The sequence below is a fragment of the Brevibacterium casei CIP 102111 genome (genome assembly GCF_900169275.1).
Classification (GTDB): domain Bacteria; phylum Actinomycetota; class Actinomycetes; order Actinomycetales; family Brevibacteriaceae; genus Brevibacterium; species Brevibacterium casei.
In genome coordinates this window covers 752257-773838 of sequence record NZ_FXZC01000001.1, presented here as the reverse complement: position 1 = coordinate 773838, position 21582 = coordinate 752257, and the positions used below count along the sequence as shown (strand labels likewise).

20 protein-coding genes and 1 tRNA gene are annotated in these 21582 nt (G+C 69.0%); 9 read left to right on the top strand and 12 right to left on the bottom strand.

The window, feature by feature from the left end; translation table 11 throughout:
- Positions 1 to 9 precede the first annotated feature (9 nt).
- Complete coding sequence (locus BC102111_RS03375; protein WP_009376398.1) at positions 10 to 597, bottom strand: GNAT family N-acetyltransferase; 588 nt, start codon at positions 595 to 597, stop codon at positions 10 to 12.
- 123 nt (positions 598 to 720) lie between these two features.
- Between BC102111_RS03375 and BC102111_RS03370 the strand changes: the two genes are divergently transcribed.
- Both BC102111_RS03370 and BC102111_RS03365 read left to right on the top strand, forming a co-directional pair.
- Positions 721 to 1041: a GNAT family N-acetyltransferase gene (locus tag BC102111_RS03370; protein ID WP_009376399.1), complete on the top strand. Its 321-nt coding sequence runs from the start codon at positions 721 to 723 to the stop codon at positions 1039 to 1041.
- Positions 1042 to 1266: 225 nt separating this feature from the next.
- A complete protein-coding gene (locus tag BC102111_RS03365; RefSeq protein WP_063248875.1) occupies positions 1267 to 2724 on the top strand; it encodes an NAD-dependent succinate-semialdehyde dehydrogenase in 1458 nt (485 codons plus the stop codon).
- Positions 2725 to 2744: 20 nt separating this feature from the next.
- Here the strand turns inward: BC102111_RS03365 and BC102111_RS17705 are convergent, their stop codons facing one another.
- Positions 2745 to 2897: a hypothetical protein gene (locus BC102111_RS17705; protein WP_176472482.1), complete on the bottom strand. Its 153-nt coding sequence runs from the start codon at positions 2895 to 2897 to the stop codon at positions 2745 to 2747.
- Between the two features lie 24 nt (positions 2898 to 2921).
- Here BC102111_RS17705 and BC102111_RS03360 point away from each other — a divergent pair, with 24 nt between their 5' ends.
- Both BC102111_RS03360 and BC102111_RS03355 read left to right on the top strand, forming a co-directional pair.
- Complete coding sequence (locus tag BC102111_RS03360) at positions 2922 to 3536, top strand: putative immunity protein (RefSeq protein ID WP_223289919.1); 615 nt, start codon at positions 2922 to 2924, stop codon at positions 3534 to 3536.
- Complete coding sequence (locus tag BC102111_RS03355; RefSeq protein ID WP_095376267.1) at positions 3533 to 4042, top strand: putative immunity protein; 510 nt, start codon at positions 3533 to 3535, stop codon at positions 4040 to 4042. Before BC102111_RS03360 ends, BC102111_RS03355 begins: the two co-directional genes overlap by 4 nt.
- 6 nt (positions 4043 to 4048) lie before the next feature.
- Here the strand turns inward: BC102111_RS03355 and BC102111_RS17515 are convergent, their stop codons facing one another.
- From BC102111_RS17515 to galU, 3 genes are all read right to left on the bottom strand, one after another.
- Positions 4049 to 6013, bottom strand: coding sequence for a hypothetical protein (locus tag BC102111_RS17515; protein ID WP_146001387.1), 1965 nt, complete (start codon positions 6011 to 6013; stop codon positions 4049 to 4051).
- 74 nt (positions 6014 to 6087) lie between these two features.
- Entirely contained in the window at positions 6088 to 6726 is a 639-nt protein-coding gene (locus tag BC102111_RS03345) for a GNAT family N-acetyltransferase (protein ID WP_176472487.1), read from the bottom strand.
- Positions 6727 to 6775: 49 nt separating this feature from the next.
- The gene (galU, locus tag BC102111_RS03340) at positions 6776 to 7678 is read right to left on the bottom strand and encodes a UTP--glucose-1-phosphate uridylyltransferase GalU (protein ID WP_009376407.1); all 903 of its coding nucleotides are present in this window, start codon (positions 7676 to 7678) and stop codon (positions 6776 to 6778) included.
- Between galU and BC102111_RS03335 the strand changes: the two genes are divergently transcribed.
- From BC102111_RS03335 to mscL, 4 genes are all read left to right on the top strand, one after another.
- Positions 7677 to 8450 carry a 5-formyltetrahydrofolate cyclo-ligase gene (locus BC102111_RS03335; protein ID WP_101623563.1) on the top strand — a complete coding sequence of 258 codons (774 nt, stop codon included), beginning with the start codon at positions 7677 to 7679 and terminating at the stop codon, positions 8448 to 8450. The genes galU and BC102111_RS03335 overlap by 2 nt on opposite strands.
- 258 nt (positions 8451 to 8708) lie before the next feature.
- The gene (locus BC102111_RS03330) at positions 8709 to 9029 is read left to right on the top strand and encodes an FmdB family zinc ribbon protein (RefSeq protein ID WP_009376409.1); all 321 of its coding nucleotides are present in this window, start codon (positions 8709 to 8711) and stop codon (positions 9027 to 9029) included.
- A gap of 144 nt (positions 9030 to 9173) precedes the next feature.
- Complete coding sequence (locus BC102111_RS03325; RefSeq protein ID WP_095376263.1) at positions 9174 to 9812, top strand: SAF domain-containing protein; 639 nt, start codon at positions 9174 to 9176, stop codon at positions 9810 to 9812.
- 171 nt (positions 9813 to 9983) lie between these two features.
- Positions 9984 to 10448 carry a large conductance mechanosensitive channel protein MscL gene (gene mscL / locus BC102111_RS03320; RefSeq protein WP_009376411.1) on the top strand — a complete coding sequence of 155 codons (465 nt, stop codon included), beginning with the start codon at positions 9984 to 9986 and terminating at the stop codon, positions 10446 to 10448.
- Between the two features lie 111 nt (positions 10449 to 10559).
- Here the strand turns inward: mscL and BC102111_RS03315 are convergent, their stop codons facing one another.
- Entirely contained in the window at positions 10560 to 10892 is a 333-nt protein-coding gene (locus BC102111_RS03315; RefSeq protein WP_101623562.1) for a hypothetical protein, read from the bottom strand.
- Position 10893: 1 nt separating this feature from the next.
- Positions 10894 to 16092 carry a PDDEXK-like endonuclease domain-containing protein gene (locus tag BC102111_RS03310; protein ID WP_101623561.1) on the bottom strand — a complete coding sequence of 1733 codons (5199 nt, stop codon included), beginning with the start codon at positions 16090 to 16092 and terminating at the stop codon, positions 10894 to 10896.
- A 107-nt stretch (positions 16093 to 16199) separates the two neighbouring features.
- Here BC102111_RS03310 and BC102111_RS03305 point away from each other — a divergent pair.
- Positions 16200 to 16275 (top strand) — tRNA-Arg (locus BC102111_RS03305).
- A 44-nt stretch (positions 16276 to 16319) separates the two neighbouring features.
- Here the strand turns inward: BC102111_RS03305 and BC102111_RS03300 are convergent.
- The 5 genes from BC102111_RS03300 to BC102111_RS03280 form a co-directional block, all read right to left on the bottom strand.
- Positions 16320 to 17396, bottom strand: coding sequence for a permease (locus tag BC102111_RS03300; RefSeq protein ID WP_101623560.1), 1077 nt, complete (start codon positions 17394 to 17396; stop codon positions 16320 to 16322).
- Between the two features lie 4 nt (positions 17397 to 17400).
- Positions 17401 to 18465 (bottom strand): universal stress protein, encoded by a 1065-nt coding sequence (locus BC102111_RS03295; RefSeq protein WP_063248864.1) that lies wholly within the window; start codon positions 18463 to 18465, stop codon positions 17401 to 17403.
- A 178-nt stretch (positions 18466 to 18643) separates the two neighbouring features.
- Positions 18644 to 19144, bottom strand: coding sequence for an HNH endonuclease (locus tag BC102111_RS03290; RefSeq protein ID WP_009376416.1), 501 nt, complete (start codon positions 19142 to 19144; stop codon positions 18644 to 18646).
- Between the two features lie 481 nt (positions 19145 to 19625).
- Complete coding sequence (locus BC102111_RS03285; protein ID WP_063248863.1) at positions 19626 to 20459, bottom strand: C40 family peptidase; 834 nt, start codon at positions 20457 to 20459, stop codon at positions 19626 to 19628.
- Between the two features lie 368 nt (positions 20460 to 20827).
- Positions 20828 to 21514, bottom strand: a complete 687-nt coding sequence (locus BC102111_RS03280; RefSeq protein ID WP_009376418.1) for an iron-dependent transcriptional repressor DtxR — start codon at positions 21512 to 21514, stop codon at positions 20828 to 20830.
- Positions 21515 to 21582: the final 68 nt, after the last annotated feature.

Genomic DNA, 21582 nt, shown 5'->3' with positions numbered 1-21582 from the left:
GTCCGGCCCTCAGGCGAGCTGTTTGACGAGGGTGACGAACTCGAGGTCGTCGACCATCGGCACGCCGAAGCGCTCGTCGCCGTAGGGGAAGGGCTCGGTCTCCCCGGTGCGTTCGTAGCCGCGCCGTTCGTAGTAGGCGATGAGCTCGGAGCGCTTGCTGATCACACTCATCGACAGCGCGCGGGCACCCCAGCGTTCGACCACCCACGCCTCGGCGAGGTTGATGAGCGCCGAGCCCACCCCCTGCCCCTGGCCGAGGGGCGAGACGGCGAGGACGCCGAGGTAGGCGACGGAGTCAACGGGTTCACGCAGGTAGACGCTTGCGACGGCGGGACCGTCGACGGAGCGGACGAGGATCATCGTCGACTCCGCCTCGGCGAGCATCTCCCTGGCCATCGCCGCATCGAGACGCTGCCCGCTGAGCAGGTCCGCCTCGGTCGTCCACCCCTTCTTCGAGTCCTCCCCGCGGTACGCGGAGGCGACGAGTGCGACGTAGTCGTCGATGTCGGTCTCGGTGAGCACGCTGACGACGTAGCCGGATTCCTGGAGGATGAGCTCGTGGGCGTCGACGAGCGTGGCCGGGGGCTGCGAGGTCATATGGGCGGCTCCTAGGGACGGCGGCAGGATCGGTGCCTGCCGCAGACTTCAACACTCCTTCCAAGATTAGTGGGTAGGCTCGGACTCGAGCACAGCGACCTCACCCTGCGGACAGGAGCAGCCATGGACATCGACATCGACGGTCAGACCTACACCCTCGCCGAGGATCCCGAGCAGAACCGCTTCACCGTCTCCCACGACGGGAGGGTCATCGGGCTCATCGATTACGTCGACACCGCTGACGGCGCCGGCGACGTCCCCACCGCGCGGACCTTCACCCACACCGAGGTCTCCCCCGAGTACGGCGGCCGGGGGATCGCCGCGAAGCTCGTGCGCTTCGCCCTCGAGACCACCACCGAGGCGGGTCTGCGGTTCCGCACGACCTGCTCGTACGTCATGGGATTCCTCGAGAAGAACCACGAATTCGACGAGTACGTCGCCTGAGGTCAGCGTTCTCACCGCCTCACCCGCCGCACCGCCGGCCGGGCGGGCTCACACCTAAGCCCTCTTCGTACGGATACCGTCCGCTCGGACGGTTCGGACGACGATGACCACTCGGAAGGGCGCTCTCACAGTGCGAAATCCGCATCGTCTGCGGCCGCACGGCCCCTTACACTGAACCTGGCGCTAGCTCAGCCGCCTCGACACGACAACCAAGGAGGATCAGCCGTGGACATCACGCCGATCATCGACAAGCTCAACACCGGACTGTTCATCAACGGGCAGTGGCGTGATGCCGAGGGCGGGAAGACCATCGATGTCATCAACCCCGCGACCGGTGACGTCATCACCACCGTCGCCGACGGCTCCGCCGCCGATGCGGAAGCCGCGATCAAGGCCGCCGGCGACGCGCAGGCCGATTGGGCGGCCACCGCCCCGCGCGACCGCGCCGAGATCCTGCGCCGCGCCTTCGAGCTCCTCATCGAACGCTCCGACGACATCGCGGCCGTGATGACCGCTGAGATGGGCAAGCCCTTCGCCGAGTCCAAGGGAGAGGTCGCCTACGGCGCCGAGTTCTTCCGCTGGTTCTCCGAGGAGGCCGTGCGCATCAGCGGCGACTACACCCTGTCCACCGACGGCAAGAACCGCCTGATGATCTCGCGTGAGCCCGTCGGCCCGTGTGTGCTCATCACCCCGTGGAACTTCCCGCTGGCGATGGGCACCCGCAAGATCGGCCCGGCGATCGCCGCCGGCTGCACGATGGTCTTCAAGCCCGCGAAGCTCACCCCGCTCACCTCGCTCATGCTCGTCGACGTCCTCAAGGAGGCCGGTCTGCCCGACGGCGTCCTCAACGTCGTCACCTCGGAGTCGGCGCGTCGGGTCGTCACCCCGTGGATGGAGTCGGGCATCGCCCGCAAGGTCACCTTCACCGGGTCGACCGAGGTCGGCGTCAACCTCCTCAAGCAGGCCGCCGACAACGTCATGAAGTCCTCGATGGAGCTCGGCGGCAACGCCCCGTTCGTCGTCTGCGAGGACGCCGACATCGACAAGGCCGTCGAGGGCGCGGTGCTCGCGAAGATGCGCAACGGCGGCGAGGCGTGCACCGCCGCGAACCGGCTCTTCGTCCACTCTTCGATCGCCGATGAGTTCTCCCAGAAGCTCGCCGAGCGCATCGGCTCGATGAAGGTCGGCAACGGCCTCCACGACGGCACCGAGGTCGGCCCGCTCGTCGACCAGGAGTCGCTCGACAAGGTCGCAGCCCTCGTCGACGATGCCGTGTCGGGTGGTGCCACCGTGCTCACCGGCGGCGGGAAGATCGACGGCCCCGGGTTCTTCTTCGACCCGACCGTCATCACGAACGTCCCCGCCGGATCCGAGATCCGCACCACGGAGATCTTCGGTCCCGTCGCCCCGATCGTCACCTTCGACACCGACGAGGAGGCCATTGCGCTGGCGAACGAGACCGAGTACGGCCTTGCCGGCTACCTCTTCAGCGAGAACATCAACCGGGCGCTCAGCCTCGCCGAGAAGCTCGAAGTCGGGATGATCGGCCTCAACACCGGTCTCGTCTCGAACCCGGCCGCTCCCTTCGGCGGCGTGAAGATGTCGGGTCTCGGCCGTGAGGGCGGACGCGTCGGCATCGACGAGTACCTCGAGCTCAAGTACGTGGCCACGCCCCGCAGCTGAGGCCGTGAGCTCGGTCGACATCAGCCGGTCGCTCCCACCTGATCGATCCGGCTGAGCGAGACCTCGCCGAGGCGGTCGGCACCCGTGAGGGTGTCGGCCGCCTTTCGCGTCCCCGGGGTGCCGTCCTCGGGTGCTGCTGCGCCCGCCGAGGTGGTGGGCCGTTGACCTCCCACGGGGAGCGCCTAGACTCAAGAACTGTGAGCACTGCGAGGACCCGCGACGTCGACCTCTCGATGGACGAGATCCGAGCGGTCACGGCGTTCGCCGCTGCTTCCGCCGACGAGGTGCTGCCCCTGTTCGAGTCCGAGCGCCCGACCGATTCCCGTCCCCGTGACGCCCTGGCTGCAGCACACGAGTTCGCCCGGGGACTCCCCCGCTCGCGGCTCCAGCGCATCAGCGCACCGGCCGCCCACCGCGCGGCGAAGGAGGCCGACAGCGCCGTGGCCTTCCACGCGGCGATGGCCGCGGGCGATGCCGCCGCTTCGGCCTACCTCCATCCGCTGGCCGACGCGGTCCAGGTCAAGCACATCCTCCGCGCGAGCGCCCACACGATCCGTGCGCTCGAACTCTCCGCGTCCGGGCCGGCCGCATCCGGACCCACCGCGAATACGGCGGCGCATGGCCGCCGCGCGCACGACCGGCTCATCGAGGAAATCGCGGCAAGCGCCCCGCCCACCGTGGTCGCCGTGCTCTGCCGCTACCCCCGACTCGAGGCGGGCGGCAATCCGCTGGCCCAAACCCTTGCCGAGGTGGACGCGGTCCTGCGTGACGAAGCAGGCACAGCGCCCGACGCCGCCGAGGGGCGACGATGATCCTCTCGACCGACCGCGATCCCCGGATGATCACGATCCGCCGAGGCGGCACCCTCACCGACGAGCACCACCAGCTTCTCGCGCTGTGGGCCGCCGAGTGCGCCGAACACGTGCTGCCCCTCTTCACCGCCGTCGCACCGGACGACCCGCGACCGGCTGAGGCCGTCGCTGCCGCGCGGGCATGGGCGCGCGGCGAGATGCCGATGATGGCCGCGCGCGCCCTCGGCGGTCATGCGATGGGAGCGGCGCGGCCCCTGACCGGTGCCCCGCGCTTCGCGGCTTACGCAGCGGGACAGGCCGCATGCGTCGGGCACGTCGCCGAACACGACCTCGGTGCCGCAGCCTATGCGATCAAGGCGGCGGCCGCCGCCCGACCCGACGACTCCGACGCCGGGCGCAGGGAACGCGCATGGCAGCGGAAGCTGCTGCCCGATCCGGTGCGTGCCCTCGTCCTCGACGATCAGCGGCGACGCAGCAGCATCTGCTGGAACGTCTTCTCCGACTGAGGCCGCTCAGGCGCGGCGGCGGGCGAGGACGTCGTTGACGGCGTCGAGTGCCGGGGCCCGATCGGCGCGGATCGCCTTGCGGCCGTGCTCGAGCGGGCTGTCGTCGCGGGCGGAGTCGGAGAGTTCGGCCCGGTAGCCGAGCTCCTCGGCGAACTGCGCAGCGATGTCCTCACGGCTGCGGGCCTCGGTCTCGTACGAGCTCGCGTCGGCGGCCTTCGGTGTCGGGACGGCGTGGTCGGCTTCGGCGGCGTCGACGTAGCTCGGGACCGGCAGCGGGGTCGGCGACCAGCCGTCGCGGGTCCGCAGCCGCTGCTGGAAGGGGTCGCTGACGCGGGGGGCACCCGTCGTCGAGGAGTCCTCGGTGCGCGACGCGGCCTGCGGAACGGTGTCGGCGAGGTCGGCGGCGACCGCGTTCGCCGAGGTGTCAGCAGAGGTGGCGGACTCGACGTCCGCATCGGTCGTCGCAGGGGACGTCGACTTCGTCGCCTCGGACGTCGCCGTCTGTGCGGTCGACTGAGCCTCCGCGGTCGCCGGAGCGGTCTCCGCGGTCGTCTTCTCGTCGATGACGGGGATCGGCCCGGTGAGGAGGACCTGCCGGGTCGTGTGGCCGGCGGCCGCCTCGTTGCGGATGCGTACGACGGGGATCTCGCCGGTCACGGCTTCCTCGCGGGCGTACTTCGCCGTCGCGCTGCGCTGCTGGAGAGCCCGCTCCCGAGCCGCCTTTGCGGCTGCAGTCGAGTTCGCTTCAGCCGACCGCCCAGCGTCAGGCTTCTCGGTGGCAGGCCTTGCGGCGTCAGGCCGCGCAGCGGCGGTCGACTTCGCGGCGGTTCTCGTCGCAGTGCGCTGGGCGTGGGAGGCGGCCTTCGACGCCGCAGACTTCGGTGCCGCGGAGCTCCGCTCGGTCGCCGACTCCTGTGTCGTCGCCGTCGGGGCCGACGGACGGGCGAGCGACTTCGCAGCGCCCGCCCCCGAGTCGGAGAGGTCCTGCGACCCTCTCGTGGGAACAGGCTCTGCGGTCACAGCACCGTGGTCCGCGATCCGGCGGAGGCGCTTCTTCAGCTCGCGCTTGCGGAGGTTGAGCGTGCGGACGATGAAGAGGGAGACCACGGCGAGCCCGGCGAAGACGCCGATGAGAGCGGGGTGGACGACGGAGAGGAGCGCGAGCACCCCGGTGACGAGGACGCCGAGCACCGACCCGAGGAACGTGAGCGCGAACCCGCGGACCAGGGTTCCGATCGAACGCAGGGACTCACGCAACGGGGCGGCACTCTCGGTCATCGTCGGATCCTCATCGGGTCGGGAAGTGGGGGCGGTTGTCGGGGAGTGCACCTCGCCGAGGCGGTCGCGGGGCGCGCTCGGATGTGCGGGTCGGCCGGTGGACACCGCCTGCTGCCGACCGGCTCCGAGGCGGCCCGCCGCATCGACCCCGGCAGGGGACGATCCGCGCTGGGCGGAGGGATCACCGGTCTGCGCGAACACGGCGTGCACGGCCGGGTGGAGGGCTCGGACGTTGCCGCCGACCACCTCGGCGGGAGCGTGAACGCCTCCACCGGCGGGATCATGGTCGCCGACGAGGAAAGCCGCGCGGGTCTCTCCCACGGCCACGGGCAGCGGGGCGACGGCGGACTCGGGCTGGGACTCCGCGGTCGCCTCGGCGGTTTCGTCGGCCTCCCCGTCGATGACGGAGAGCTCAGGGCTGACTGCGGAGAGGCGGAGGCTCGGGGCCTGACCGGAGGCGGTCCGGTCGGCGCTCGGCACGGTGGGCTCAGTTCCCTCGGTGCGGAAGACGGTGACCCGCTCGCCGAGGTCACGGCAGGGGTTCTGGGATTCGGACCGGACGACCTCGGCGTCGGCGGGGAGCCGGTCGAGGTCGGCGCGGGAGAGTTCGGTGGCGGACCGGCGGATCATCGAGGGCACGACGACGACGAAGGCCACGACGATGGCGATGACGACGATGATGCTGGTGTCCACACTCCAGAGCCTAGAGGTCACGATTGGACAACAGCGTGAACGGCAGTGGTGTGTCGGTCAATCCGACATGAAGTTCACACGGTGGGGTGACGGTCCCCGTCGAAGCCGCCGATCCCCGGCCGTCCCCCGAGGCTGTGACGGTAGGCGGAGAGGATGCCGTGGGGAACGTCCTCGACGGTGAGCGCGAACGTCCGGTGATCGCTCCACCGGCCGTCGATGTGCATGTAGTTCCTCCGCAGGCCTTCATCGCGGAAGCCGAGCTTCTCGACCACGCGCAGGCTCGCGGTGTTCTCGGGACGGATGTTGATCTCGATCCGGTGGAGTCCGAGGGTGAAGAGGCAGTGGTCGGTCGCCATCGCCACCGCCAGCGGCGTGATGCCGCGCCCGGCCACCCGGGCGTCGATCCAGTACCCGATCTGCCCGCTGAGGATCGACCCCCAGGTGATGCCGGAGACCGTGAGCTGACCACGGAACTCACCGTCGACCTCGATCGCGAAGGGCACTGTCTGTCCGCGTCTGGCCTGTTTGTCGTACATCCGCACCATGGCGCGGAAGCTCGGGGTCGCCTGCTCGGGCATCGGCAGGGTCGCGTCCCACGGTCGCAGCCAGTCCCGGTTGCGACCCCGGACCTCCCGCCACGCGGATTCGTCGCCGCGTCGCAGGGGTCGCAGGGTCACTCCCGCGGTGGCGTCGCGCAGTTCGATCGGCCACATCGGCCCGCTGCCGATCACCGGCACCTCCCCAGGTCAGGAACCCCGGAGGTCAGTCGAGTTCGGACACGTACTCTTTGAGCCATCCCTTGAGATCCTCGCCGAGGTCGTCGCGCGAGCACGCGATCTGCACGACGGCCTTGAGATAGTCGAGCTTGTCGCCCGTGTCGTAGCGGTCGCCGCTGAAGACGACGCCGTAGACGCCGTGGCTGGACTCGTCCTCGGCGAGCGTCTGGAGAGCGTCGGTGAGCTGGATCTCGTTGCCGCGGCCGGGTGCGGTCGTCTCGAGGACGTCGAAGATCTCCGGTGCGAGCACATACCGTCCGATGATCGCGAGGTTCGACGGCGCCTCCTCCTGGGAGGGCTTCTCGACGAGTCCGGTGATCCTCACGACGCCGTCCTCACTCGTCTCCTCGACCGCTGCGCAGCCGTAGAGGTGGATGGACTCGGGCGGGACCTCCATGAGCGCCACGACGCTGCCGCCGGTGGCCTCGGTGACGTCGATCATCTTCGGCAGGATCGGGCTGCGTTCGTCGATGAGGTCATCGCCGAGGAGGACGGCGAAGGGTTCGTCGCCGACGTGCTGGCGGCCCTTGAGCACCGCATGGCCGAGCCCCTTCGGGTCGCCCTGGCGGACGTAGTGGATGTCGGCGAGCTCCGAGGAATGGCGCACTGCAGCGAGCTTCTTGTCGTCGCCCTTCTTCGCCAGCGCCGCCTCGAGGCCGTCGACGCGGTCGAAGTGGTCCTCGAGCGGGCGCTTGTTGCGTCCGGTGATCATGAGGATGTCCTGCAGGCCCGCCGACACGGCCTCTTCGACGACGTACTGGATGGCGGGTTTGTCGACGACCGGAAGCATCTCCTTCGGCGTCGCCTTGGTCGCGGGGAGGAATCGAGTTCCCAGGCCGGCTACGGGGATCACGGCCTTGCGAACTGTGCTGCGAGATTGATCGTTCATGACCTTCATCATAGTCATGACCGTGTCACCGGCTACGCTGAAGGGCGTGGATCGAGAGTCGTCGAAGGCGCAGCTGCGTGCCCGCATCCGGGCACAGCGGTCGGCCCGCTCACGCGTCGGCGCCGTCTCGCCCCCTCCCGCCGAGGCGACCGCGGCCTCCCGCACCCCGGCCCGTGCCGCACTCGCCTGGCTGGCCGAGATCTGGCCGAGCCACGACCTCACCGGGCGCGTCGTCGTCGCCTACGCAGCGCTTCCCGGCGAACCGGACGTCGATGCGGTCGTCGACGGGATCCGGGCCCGCGGAGCCCGTGTCTTCCTCCCCGTCGTCACGCGCGTCGGCCGTGCCCTCGAGTTCGGTGAGGTGACCGGGCCGATGTCCGACCTCACCCCGCACGGCAGGTGGGGCATCCGCGAACCGCAGGCCTCACTGTCCGCGAGCGCACTCATCGCCGAGGCGGCCCCCGACCTCCTCCTCGTCCCCGCCCTCGGGTTCGGTGCCGGTGGGGCCAGGCTGGGCAACGGCGGCGGCTTCTACGACCGCACCTTCGGCCCGTTCGGAGAGGTGCCGCTGGGACGCCGCTGCGACGCCGCGGTCCCGTCTGCGGCGGGCAAACCGGCAACAGGCGGCCGGGACCCGGACGATCAGGGAGCGGGTCCGCGCGTGGTCGGGGTGTGCTTCGCCGAGGAGGTCGACCTGTCCGGGCTCGCTGTCGAACCCTGGGATCTGCGCATCCCCGAGGCGATCACCGAAGACGGTCTGCGTCGGCTCTGAGACCACCCGCACAGGTGACTGTGCCGGCTCCTGCACGTGACCGGCCCGGGCTCCTGCACGGACTTCTGCACGCGGCCCGTGCGGAGAAATAAAGACCCACTCATCCGTGTTCACCTGTGGAAGAACAGTGCAAGACCCTCGGGACCCCGGCAGCACCGCTTGCGCACCGCAGGTCCATCTCGGCGCCGGCAGCACCGCGAGACCGCGGGGCGGTGCGGGCCTGTGCACTATACTCTTCACGTTGAGGAAAGGTTCTCTATGCCCGTCTATTCGTACGCATGCAAGAGCTGCGGCCACAAGTTCGACGTCCACCAGGACTTCAGCGACGACTCGCTGACGGTCTGCCCGGAGTGCCAGGGCCAGCTGAAGAAGGTCTTCGGCACCGTCGGCATCAGCTTCAAGGGGTCGGGCTTCTATGCCACCGACTCCCGCAAGAGCACCTCGAGCTCAGTGGCACCCGCATCGTCGAAGGACTCCTCCTCGTCCGACTCGTCGCAGTCGAAGGATTCTTCGTCGTCGAGCCCCTCGGCGACGAGTTCGTCATCGACGGCCAAAGCCGGAGCGTCGACCGCGAGCTGACTCCCGAGCGCACTCGACTCGTGCGCACCGGCCTGGGGAGGCAAGCCCCACTTGTGCTCGACTCCCCTGTGGACGCGCAGACGCTGTCCACAGGGGATCTCCCATCTCTGGCCGACCGCGGTCTCCCACGCGCATCCTGAGGGCATGAAGCTCATCGACCGTCTTTCGGCCGGAATCGCAGGAAGCCGACTCGCTGCACGCACCTCCCGGGTGAGTCCGTGCCGGATCCTCGCCGCGGTGTGCATCGCCCTCGCCTGCGCGCTCCTGGCATGGCTGCTCACCCCGGACCAGGGGGACACACCGATCGTCGTCGCCGCTGACGATCTCGCCCCCGGAGCCGAGATCACGCGCGGCGACCTCACCGTCGTCGACTATCCCCGACAGTTCGTTCCGGAGAAGACGTTCAGCGCCGTCGACGAGGCCCTCGGCCGGCGCACATCGGCGGGGATCTCGAAGGGCACGCCGGTCACCCGCGCCGCCGTGCTCGACGAGCAGGCCTTGCCGGAGGGAAGCACCGATCTCATCATGCCCGTGCGCCTCGCCGACGACGCGTCGGCGGGCCTGCTCGCTCCCGGACAGAGGATCAGGCTCTTCAGCTCGCTGCCGGAAGGTGGATCCGAGGTCGTCGTCGAGGAGGTGACCATCGCACGAATCATCGAGAAAGGCGACAGCATCACAAATGAATCAGGGCAACTTGTCTCAGTAATGCTCTCCTCCGACGATGCTGGAAGGATAGCGGAATTCGCGGGACTGCCGATCAGCTTCGCGATCCTGCCGCAATGATCGCGCATTCGCCGTGATCACCGCGATCTTTCCAGCCCCCTTGTCGCGAAAGCACGCCCTGCGGATTTCGCATGTCAATGGTGTTGAGATGTGAAGATGGTGTGTACTATGTAACCGTCATTGCACAATCAGAATCGCATTACTGCTCACACCACTAAAAGGGTGCCGCTAATGCTCAAGGGTTTCAGGGACTTCATTCTCCAGGGGAATGTCGTCGAATTGGCGACCGCTGTGATCATCGGCAGCGCGTTCACTGCCATCGTCACGGCGTTCTCGGACAAGATCATCAACCCCCTCATCGCTGCCGTCGGCGGCGCCGAAGGCCCCGCTCTCGCGTTCCGCATCAAGCCGAACGTGCCGGAGACGACCATCGACATCGGTGCGGTCATCACCGCAGCGATCAACTTCCTCATCGTCGCAGCGATCGTCTACTTCATCATCATCGTCCCGATGAACAAGCTCAACGAGCTGCGCAAGCGCGGAGTGCCCGAGTCCGAGGTGCCCCCGACCGCTGAGGACCTCCTCGGCGACATCCGCGAGATCCTGCGCAACCAGGCCGCGGCCAACGCCGGTCCCGCCGGCGGCAACCCGGGCCAGGGCGGCTACATCGACCCGAACGAGCCCCCGCGCCACTGATCAGCCTGTGCCGGGCAGCCACCGCGCTGCTTCGCACTTGAAGGCCCGCTCCCCCGTCAGGGGAAGCGGGCCTTCGTCGTGTGGTCCCCGGTCACCGCGGACTGCACACAGTCACCAGTGGGGAGGCTTCTGCGAGCGGTAGTGCTCGGCGCTGAAGCCCGACGCATCCGACTCGGCCTCATTGCGCAGGGTGGCGCGGTACCGACGCAGCGCCCGTTCGAGGCGCTCCTGCTTCTCACGGTCATCGGCAGCGGTCGCCCGTCGGCGGGTCTCGCTCGGCTCGTTCGTTGCGGCGGACGTCGTCGGGCCGTCAGTGGGCGACGGTGACTCGGCTGCCGGAGACTCGGACGACGGACCCGTCCTCGGCGAATCGTGTGCGGAGGACTCGTCTGAGTCGGGTTCGCCGGCCCCGTCGCTGTGCGACCCTGATCCTCGAGCACTCATCTCAGGACTGTTCGTCGGTGTTCTCCGCCGACTCTGAGCGCTTCCCCTCGGTGCGCTCATCCGTCTGTGCGCGACTCCCGTCGGCGCCCTCTGTCGACCGTGAGCGCGTTTCGTCCGCTGCCGAGCGCGTCTGCCCGGCGTCCGCGCGGCGCTCGGCAGTCTCGGTTCGCGTCTCACGCTCGCTCGAACCCGGCCGTGCACCGGATTCGCCGGTGACCGACTTCGACGCCGACGAGGACTCGGCCTCACCGTTTCCCGGGGAATCGCCCTGACCGCGTCCTTCGGCATCGTCGATGAGGCCGGCGTCGCGCAGCGACTCGGCGCGGATCTGATCGGTGTCGAAGGTCGGGATGACCTCGCCCTCGACGGGACCGCGCGCATCGGCGGCAGGGATGAACACCTCGGCGCCGGTGACCTTCTTCGCCTGCGCATGGCGCTGGCGGTACCGGTCGACGGCGGCCTGGAGCTGAGTCTCCCCTCGCGGGGTGCTGCTCTTCTGCGCGAGCGCGGTGCGCAGGAGCTCCTTGATCTCCCCGTCGCCGCGGACGACGGCATCGGACTGGATCCAGTCGATCATCGCGTCGAGGCCCTCATCGGAGTACTTGTGCATCGGCAGTCCCGGCACCAGCTTGGGACGGCTGCCGGTGCGTCCGACGACGACTGAGGCGGCCCGGGCGGCATTGAGGATGGCCTGCGGGCTCATCGTCTCGACGGTGGACTTCCACGCGTCGAAGATCTTCTCCGTCTCGGCCTGCGGGTCGACGAAGGCGTCGGTCGACCACACGCGCATGAACTTCCACCCTCGGCGTTCGAGCTGCTCGGGAACGACGCGGTCACGCTGGCGCAGGCTGCGGATCGACGCGTAGTCGGGGCCGTCGCCGGAGACGGCGATGATCATCCCGTGCTCGTCCTCGGCGGAGTTCGCCACCGCGAGGTCGATGCCGTTGTAGTGCTCATGGGCGACGACGCCGAGCTGGAGGAGACGGTCGCCGATGTCGTTGAACAGCGGGTCGTAGACCTCACCGTGCGGGCCCGGCTGCCGGACGCCGCCGCCTGCGATCTCCTCGAACAGGCGCGGCAGCAGCTGTGCTCCCCCGCTGAGCTTCGCCCGGTCGAAGTCCTCGGACTCGATGCTCGAGACCACGGTGAGGCGCTTGCGGGCGCGGGTGACGACGGCTGCGAGGATGCGGTCGCCCTCGGGTCCCGACAGCGGCCCGAAGTCGTTGATGACCCGGCCGTGGACGGTGCGGCCGTAGCCGAGGGAGAAGATCACGGCGTCCCGCGACATCCCCTGCACGCGTTCGGCGTCGGTGACGACGAAGGGCTCCTTCGCGGGATCGTTGAAGAACGCCGCGACATAGGGCAGGTCCTTCATCGCCCGCGAGATCGCCGTGGCGATGCGCTGAGCGTGGTGCGGGGTGAGTGCGACGACGGCCAGGGACTCCCGCGACCGGGTCCGCGCGTGCTTGAGCACGAGTTCGACGACCCGCTTGACCTCGGCGTCAGGGCTCTCCACCCGACCGGTGCCGATGTCGGTGGGCCCGCGGCCCTCGGCGACGTAGGAGAACTCGAGTCCCGTCCCCTCGCCGGTGTGCGCGGTCGGCAGCGTCGAGATCGTCGAATCGTAGAAGTGCCGGTTGGCGAGGTCGATGAGTCCGACCGGGGAGAGCCGGTACGAGTTCGACAGGCGCATCCGCGGGAGGAACTCGCCGAGGCGGTCCTGCACCGAGTCCGGATGCTCACCCTCATCGGGCCCCCACCGGTCGACGGCGACCGAGAACGGCCGCGGGCCGAGCAGTCGGGAGTCGCCGAGCGAGATGACCTGACGGGCACGGGTGATGCCGGGCACGACGTCGGCGATCGAGAGCCGCCCGCCGTCGGCGATGACGACGGCGTCGAAGAGCGGAAGCGCGGCGAACAGCTCCGGCACCGTGTACGGACTGGCCATCCACACCGGCGCGAGCGTCGTGAGCAGGTCGGGAGCCTTCGTCGACATCCGCTGGACGGAGGTGTGCGGTGAGAGCAGCTCCTGCTTGATGACGCCGGCGGCGATCGGGTCGGCGTCGATGCCGCGCTTCCACGCCTGCGCATGGTTGTAGCGCAGTCGTCCGGCACCGGCGGCGACGAACGCGCGGTCGTTCTCGCGGAAGCCCTCGGCCACCGCGTGGAGGGCGGCGCCGTCATGGCGGCCGATCTTCGGATCCTCACCGGCCATCGACTGGAGCACCGACGCCCAGTAGGCGAGGTCGAACTCCGGTCCGACGAGGTGGTTCTCGACCTTGCGGCGGCGCAGGTCGGTCATGAGGTCGGAGAGTCCTTCGGCGGCGAGCTCGCGCTGGAGACGGGACCGCTCGGGCAGGTCGGCGAGGTTCTCCGAATCCCCGCCCATCGCCTCGGTCCTCGCCTGGAGCTCCTCGATGAGCATCGCTCCGAGGTCGCCGCCGTCGGGCGTCGACTCGAGGACCGGGGAGAGCTTGGCGACGTCGGCCTCGACGCTCTGGAGGATCTCGTCGGCCTCGAGGACGCCTCGCGGGATCTGGGGACGCCCGTCGTGTCCGGCGAGGTCGCGGAGGATGACGCGCTGGGAACGGACGTCGATGAGCGCGGAGTGGAGGTCGGCGACGTCGGCTCCGGGCCGGAGGAACTCCTGCGCCGACTTCTTCAGCCGCTTGCGCTGGAGCATGCCCATCTCCACGCCGAGCTCGGCCCGGTACTCGGAGCTGCCGGTCGCCGCGATGAGGTCATCGAGGCGGTGGTCGTAGACGTCGGGGGCGAAGCTGTCGAGCGTGGTGCGCACACGCAGGAGCACCTTGATCGCCCGCGACCAGTCGTCGAGGTTGCGCCGGGGGTTGAGCTTCGCCTTCGCGAGCACCGGCTCGACGGCGGTGACGAGGTCGGGCAGGGTGCGGCCGAGGCGTTCGGCGACGGTGCGCGCGGCTTCGGCCTCGTCGACGGATTTGAGGTCGGCGCCGAACCACACGGTGTCCTCGACGTCGAGGGTGAAGGCCCCGAGGGCTGCGAGTTCGCCGAGCTTGCCGCGCAGGGCGCGGCGGCGGTCGTCGCTGGCCTCGAGGATGTCGCCGCCGAAGCGCACTCCGGTCTGTGGGGAGTCATCGCCGGAGGTGAGCTCCGCGAGGTGCTGCATCGTCTCGTAGACGGAGACGTCCCACGGCTGGCGTCGGCGGTGGAGCGAGGAGACGTGGTCGGCCAGCATCGCCCGCTGGTCGTTGAGCTCGCCGAGCAGCCCGGCGAGGTCCGGGCGTTCGGCCCGTTCGGCTGATCCGATGAGATCGATGAGCTGGCGTTTGATGTGCTCGGAACCATCGCGGGTGTCGACGGCGAAGTCGGCCAGCCCCACCTCGGCGAGGCGAGCGGAGAAGTCATCGAGCGCGTCCGAGGTCTGGGCGAGGAAGAGCACGCTCTTGCCGGTGTGCGCAAGCGTCGTCGCGACGGCGACGGCGACCTGGGTGGCGCCGGTCCCCGGTGGGGTGTCGACGACGACCGAGCGTCCGGACACGGCGGCATCGACGACGGCCTGCTGGTCGCCGTCGACGTCGATGACGAGGAACTCCTCCTGCGGCTTGCGGTCCGGAAGCGGCGTCACCGGTTCCTTGAGTGCCGCCGGGACGAAGTCCTCGTCGGCAGCGGCCTCGCGTGCCTGCGTCACCGCTGGATCCTCGGTGCGCTCGGCCCCGGTGCCCGACTTCGCCGAGGCAGTCCCACCGTCAACCGGGTGTGCCGTATCCGCTGTCGTGCCGTCGGCTGTGCGCGCCGTGTCCGCTCTCGTGCCGTCGACCGGGCGAGTCCGGTCTGCCGCAGCCGCGCCTTCAGTCGCCGTGCCGTCAGTCGCCGCGCTGTCGGCCGGTGCATCGTCCGAGACCGGGCCGCTGGCCGCCGCGTCGACGTTCGTCGAGCTGCTGGCCGCCGCGTCGACCTTCGTCGAGCTGCTCGCTGCTGTGCCGTCGGTCGCGGAGGCGGACCCAGTCGCTGAATCGGTCCCCGTCGCTGAATCGGACCCAGTCGCTGAGTCGGTCCCCGTCGCCGGGGCACCGTCGGTTGCCGATGCGTCATCGTCTGCCGAGGTGATCGGCACCGTCGGCTCGCTGAGTTCGTCCTCGTCGGTGGCAGCGCTCGCGCTCTCGGAGCCGGTGGTCCTGCGGGCATCCGGCGGTGCCGTCGTCTCACCGGAGCTGGTCTTCTCACCAGCTTCATCCTTCGCGCCAGCGTCGGACTTGGTGCCCGTCGTGGTCTGAGCGCCGGTCTTCTCACGAGAATCGGCTTTCGTCCCGGAGCCCTCATCCTGGCCGGACTTCTCCGTCGGTTCCACGACGCCAGTGGGCTTCTCCGCGGAAGCGGGCTGCTTCACGCCGTCGCGTGATTCGCGGCGCGTCGCCTCATCCCCGTCGCGGGCACTCTCAGCCTTCTCCCCTGAGGCACGAGGCGTGCGGCAGGGCACGGTCGATCCGCCGCCGAACTGCCGGCCGACACCGTCGTCGCCGGCGAGCGCACGGAGGATCGGATGCTGGGTGGGCAGGTAGTCCCCGGTGAACGAGCTCGCGATGTTCGCGAACGTCGAGACGATGAAACGGTGGTTGATGCGCAGTCCCGGCACGGCCTGCGCGAGGTCGCGGAGACGGTCGAGGGCGGGTCCCGGGTCGAAGCCGTGGGGGCCGCCGGTGGCGTCGACCCATTCGTCGACGGGCACCTCGAGGTCGTACGCCTCGGCGAGGTGCCGGACGAGGGCCGGGTTGATGGTGATCTCGTTGCCGAGGACGATCTCGTAGTCCTCGACGCGCGAACCGCGTGGAACGAGGGTGATGTGGCGCAGGACGACGGGAGCGTTGAACTTGAACTTCGAGTCCTTCTCCGTCCACGACGCGAAGCCGATCGCGAGGTGGGCGGTGCGGATGCCGCGTTCGTTGTCGAGCTGCTCGGCCTTCGACCGGATCGAGCGCGCACGGCGACGCGCGTCGGCGAGGATCTCGTGGTCGCGGATCAGGCTCGACAGGCGCGTGGGGCGACCGGCGAGCAGTTGGGCGAGCCCGGACGGGTGGGCTCCGGAGAGGTCGATGCTGCCATCGCGAGAGTCCCGGAAATGGAGCATGGTGTCGCGACCGCCGAGGTGGGCGGCCTGCTCTTTCCACTCGGCGAACGCGCCCCCGAGCTCTGGGTACTGATCGTCAACAACGGAATCTGGCACAGTTCGACCCTAACGAGAAACTTCCCATAACAGGTGCTGGCACACCGTGGAACGTCGAGGTTTCTTCTACGCTACACTGGGTGATCGTGGTTGACGACAGCCACATCGCCCCCGTAGCTCAGGGGATAGAGCACCGCTCTCCTAAAGCGGGTGTCGCGCGTTCGAATCGCGCCGGGGGCGCCACCATCCGACAGCCGTACGGGACCCCTCCCCGCTCGAGCAGACGCTCACGTCAGCGCAAGGACGATGAGCCCGGCGAGCACCGATCCGATGATCACTGCGATCCCCATCGCCGCGGTCGCCTTCCAGCCCATCGCTTTACCGACCATGACCATCGACGGGATCGACAGCGCGGGCAGGGCGATGAGCAGAGCACCGGTCGTGCCCGCTCCGACACCGGCGGCGAGGAGCGTGACGATGATGGGGATCTCTCCCCCGGTCGGGATGACGAGGAGGGCACCCACGCAGGCTGCGACGACGATCGCCAGCGCCCCGAGCTGCGCGTCGAGGCCGTAGAGGCCGGTCAGCCAAGGACTGACGAGTCCGATGACGAAGACGAGTGCGAGGTGCTCGGGGACGAGGATGAGCGCGAACCGTGGCAGCGACCTAAGGTAGCGCCGAGGCAGATCCCCGAGTCGCACCGGTCCGTCCGGTTCCGGTGCGGGAGCGTCCGTGACGCGCCCTGAGAGCCATGCCCCGATGAGCGCACTCGCCCCGACGGTGATAAGCAGGCCGACGACGATGCGGGTGCCGAGGTACTGCCACGGCAGAACGAGTGCGAGGAAGATGAGCACCGCCGGGTTGAGCAGCGGGTTGCCGACCCAGTACGCCAGAGCCGCGCTGCGGGTGACCCCGCTGCCGCGAAGGCCGGCGGCGACCGGTGCCGCACAGCACGTGCACATCATCGACGGCAGCGACAGGGTCGCCCCGACGAGGGACTGCGTGGTCGGATGTCGCCGGTTCATCACCCGCAGCAGCCAGTCGCGCGGCACGAGCGCGTCGACGGCAGCGGCGACGAGGAGGGCGACGAGAAGCGCCTTCCACACGGCGAGGACGTACGCGAGCGTGAAGTCCCATGCCCCGGACAGCGACATCGTATCCCCGGCGACGGCGAAGAGCGGTGCCCCGTCCCAGATCGACGTCTCCGTCAGCGTCTGCGTCTTGTCCCAGTAGGGCAGCCATTTCGACCAGGTGAGGCCGACGCCGAGGAGGAGGATGAGGATGCCGAGTCCGACCCAGTCGCTCGGGCCCAGGCGTCGTGTCCGCGGAGCCCGAGCCGGCGCCCGCTGTGTCGTCGATGCCACCGATTCAGAGTCCCGGTTCGGGGATCTCTCCGTCCTCACGGCGCTTGTCGGGGTCGCGGGAGACGCGGACGACCATCGTCGGGCACTGCGAGTACGGCAGGACGGACTGCGAGGTCGAGCCGAGGAGGAGTCCGGCGAAGCCGCCGCGGCCCCGGGACCCGATGACGAGGACCTCAGCGGTGTCCGAGGCGCGCACGAGCACCTCGGCGGGCTGGCCGTCGAAGAGCGTCCACGTGACGTCGAGGTCGGGGAACTCGGTCTGTACCCGCTGTTTGGCGACGACGAGCTTGTCCGCGCCCTCGTTGATGAGGCGTTCGAGATCAGCGGTGCTCGGCAGCCATTCGGGGCCGATCACCGTCGTCGTGATGACTGCGACGATGTGCAGCGGCGAGCCGCGGCGCACCGCGAGCCGTGCCGCCTTCCACAGCGCCGGGGACTCGGCGCCGAGGGAGTCGACTCCGACGACGACCTTGCCGTCGAAGCGCAGGCCTTCGATGGCCTCGGCTTCGGGATCGGTCTGCTCGACCTCGAAGCCGTCCTGCCGGATCGGCCGCGAGGACGTGGGGTGGGCGGGTTTCTCCGTCTCCGCCTGCCACGACGCGGGGACGACGACCGTCGGGCAGGCCGAGTGGGCGGGCAGGGCGCTCGAGACGGTGCCGAGGAGGCGTCCGGCGAAGCCGCCGCGACCGCGGGAGCCGACGACGGCGAGGCACGACGTCTTCGACTCCTCGATGAGGACGCCGGCGGCATCGCCGACCTCGATGACGGCCTCGACAGGCACACCGGCGGCTTTGACCTCGGCGGCGGCCTCCTTGAGGATCGTCGTCACCGAGGCACGGATCGCCGAGTCGTCGATGGGGACATAGGAGACGTCGATCGCGGCAGCGGCGACGCTGGGAATGGTGTACGCCCCGACGAGTCGGATCGGCATGCCCAGCGAACGCGCTTCCTGGATGGCCCAGTGGAGCGCATTCCTGCTCGGGGGTGACCCGTCGATGCCGACGACCACCGCTTCGGGCTCACCGGCAGGCGACGACGCGGCATCGTGACTGCGGTCCTGCTCTGACATCGCACGCTCCTCATGTCGCAGCGAATTTCTCTGAGTCCACCCTAGATCACAAAGCCGTGCGAACGACGCCCGATGTCACATCGTTATCCGATTCCGGCCACACTGCGGACAGCATCCTCACCGGTGAGACGCCTACAGGCCCGAGCGCCGCAACCACCATACGGGGTCGCTGCAGGCCTCAGGCGGCGTGGTTCATCTCGAGGAAGGGCCGCCACTGCTCGACGGGCTTGTCGATCCCGCGCATCCAGAACTGTCCCAGCCGAGGCTCCTGAGGTCGGAACCCGAGCTTCCAGCCGATCTCGGACAGGGTGCGGTCGCCCTTGCGGTTGTTGCAGTCACGGCAGCACGCCACGAGGTTCTCCCACGTGTTGCCGCCGCCGCGGGAGCGGGGGACGACGTGGTCGACGGTGCTCGCGGGCCGGGTGCAGTACGCGCAGCGGTGGTTGTCACGGCGCAGGACGCCGCGCCGGGACAGGGACACCCTGCGGTCACGCGGGGGTCTGACGTAGCGGGTGAGGAGGATGACCGAAGGCTGGTCGAGGCTCACGTGCTGCGATCTCACCGGCGCGTCCTCCGCTGCCAGCACTGTGGCCTTGCCCGTGAGCACGAGCACGACCGCTCTCGTGAACGGCACGACCGACAGCGGTTCGTATCCGGCGTTGAGCACGAGAGTCTTCATATCCCGCCCCCTCTTCTGCTCGGCGATGGGAACCCGAGGAGTGTGTCTGACCCGCCCGCTGTGGCCTGTGCCGGGAGGGCACCGCGCCCAGGGAACGCAAAAGGCGTCGTGCACCAGCACAACGCCTTGGAATCGGACACAGACACAGATATGTACTCCGCACCAGAACCTGGAGCGGTCGTCCGGAATATTCGACTATGTCCCATCGGATTTCCCATCGCTTACGGAACTCAATCTTCTCAAGGGTAACCCCGATTGCCGCTGTGACCGAATTCATACCACGCACGACACGAAGACTTCCTCGGCCGTTCACCTCGCGACCCGAGATCAGCGCTCCGTCACAGTCTCTCCCGCTCGCACCGGCCACCGTGAGCGGCGCACCGCCCACCCCGTCCACCGATTACCGCGCCCGGGAATGCAAGAACTCCCCGCCGCACTCGAGGACCGTCGAGTGCAGCGGGGAGTTCTCCTGCAGAGGTGATCAGAGGACGCGGATGAACTTCGCGCCGCCGTCGATCATCCAGTCGATGCTGCGGTAGCTGGTGTCGACGCGGGGGTTGCCGGCGTCGTACATCATGCCGTTGCCGGCGTAGATGCCGATGTGTCCCGGCTTCCAGATGAGGTCGCCCGGCTTGGCCTCGGACTTGGAGACCGTGGTGCCGGCCTGACCCTGCGCACCCGAGGTGCGGGGCAGGTTGACGCCGACCTTGGCGTAGACGAAGGAGGTGTAGCCGGAGCAGTCCCAGCCGCTGGGCGAGGTGCCGCCGGAGACGTAGGGGGTGCCGACGTACTGCTTGGCGATGGCGAGGACCTGCTCGGCCTTCGAGCCGTCGGGGATCTTGACGTCGCTCGAACCGGAGTCCTTCGACTCACCCTTGTCGCTCTTCGACTTCGACTTGGAATCAGACGAGTCCGAGGACGACGCGGAGGAGGAGTTGTCGTTCGAGGGGGCGGCGGAGCGCTCGGGCTTCGGCTCCGGCTTGGGGGCCGGCTTCGCGGTGACGGTCTGGACGTCGACGCTGAACGACGAGTCGTCCTTCTTGTCCTTGGACTGGCCGTCGGCGACGACGGTGGCGGCCTGGTTCTCGAACTCGGCGACCTGGGTCTTCGACTCGGCGGAGACAGCGACGTTGTCGTCTCCTGCCTGACCGGCTGCCGGGAGGACGGCTGCGGTGAGCAGTCCACCGCTGGCGGCGACGACGGCCGCGCGGCGTCCGAAGACGGCGGAGTTCTGGTTGAGGAGTTCGGTCAGTTCGGTCAGCGGAGTCTTGACCTTGGTCTCTGCGGCGCGGCGGCCATGGTGCTTACTTGCCACGTTTTCCTCTCGTCACCTATCGGATCGCTCCGACCGCCACTCTCGGTCCTTGGGTGCCTTTCGCATCGGGCGTGGCGTGCGGTTCCCGCTGCGAAGCCGCCGCTTTCGCGGACGACCTCAACAACTGTAACCAATCGGTGATCAATTGTCACGTTTCTGTCACAACCAGGGTGGGGAAACCCCGCGGTTTTCCATAGACGCCCAGGTGAGAGAGGTGAATGAGATTCATGTCTCCGTAACCTTCGCTGTTACGAAACCGGGTTCGGAGAGTCGGTCAGGACTCTCCGAACCCGGTTCGGTCAAGGTTTCGTTACACAGCTTCCGTCGCCCGGCTGACGGAACCCGTCGCGCTCAGCCGCGGGCCCTGGTCACCGCTTGTGGGCGAAGACGTGCGAGGCCGTCTCGACGGGCAGGTCGAGGACATCCTCGGCGCCGGGGACCTGGACGGTGATGTACTCGCCGTTGCGGGTGATCTCGACGTCGGTGCCGGGCATGACGCCGGCGACCTGGAACTGCTGGAGGAGGTGGATGTCGACCTGCAGGGGTTCGGCCAGCCAGGCGATCGTCAGGCTCGTCGCTCCGTCCCGGGCGACGGCGGTGGCGAGGTCGACGACCTCGGTGCCGGGGTTCGCCTCCGCCCCGATGACGTCGAGGCCGGGGATCGGGTTGCCGTACGGGCCGGAGCTCGTGTCGGGCAGCAGGGCGACGAGCTTGCGCTCGACCTGCTCGCTCATCACGTGCTCCCACCGGCAGGCCTCGTCGTGGACGAGCTCCCATTCGAGGCCGACGACGTCGGCGAGCAGACGCTCGGCCAGGCGGTGCTTGCGCATCACCTCGGTGGCGATGCGGCGGCCCTCGGGGGTGAGTTCGAGGTGGCGGTCGTTGCTCACGTGGAGCAGACCGTCGCGCTCCATCCGGGCCACGGTCTGGGAGACGGTCGGACCGGAGTGGTCCAGGCGCTCAGCGATCCGGGCGCGCAACGGGACGATCGACTGCTCTTCGAGCTCGATGATCGATTTGAGGTACATTTCGGTTGTATCGACGAGGTCGTTCACTTAAGACCAGCCACTCCACTCTTCGTCTTCAGGTCACGTAGGCGTTCTCACACTTCAGAGGTCTTGCG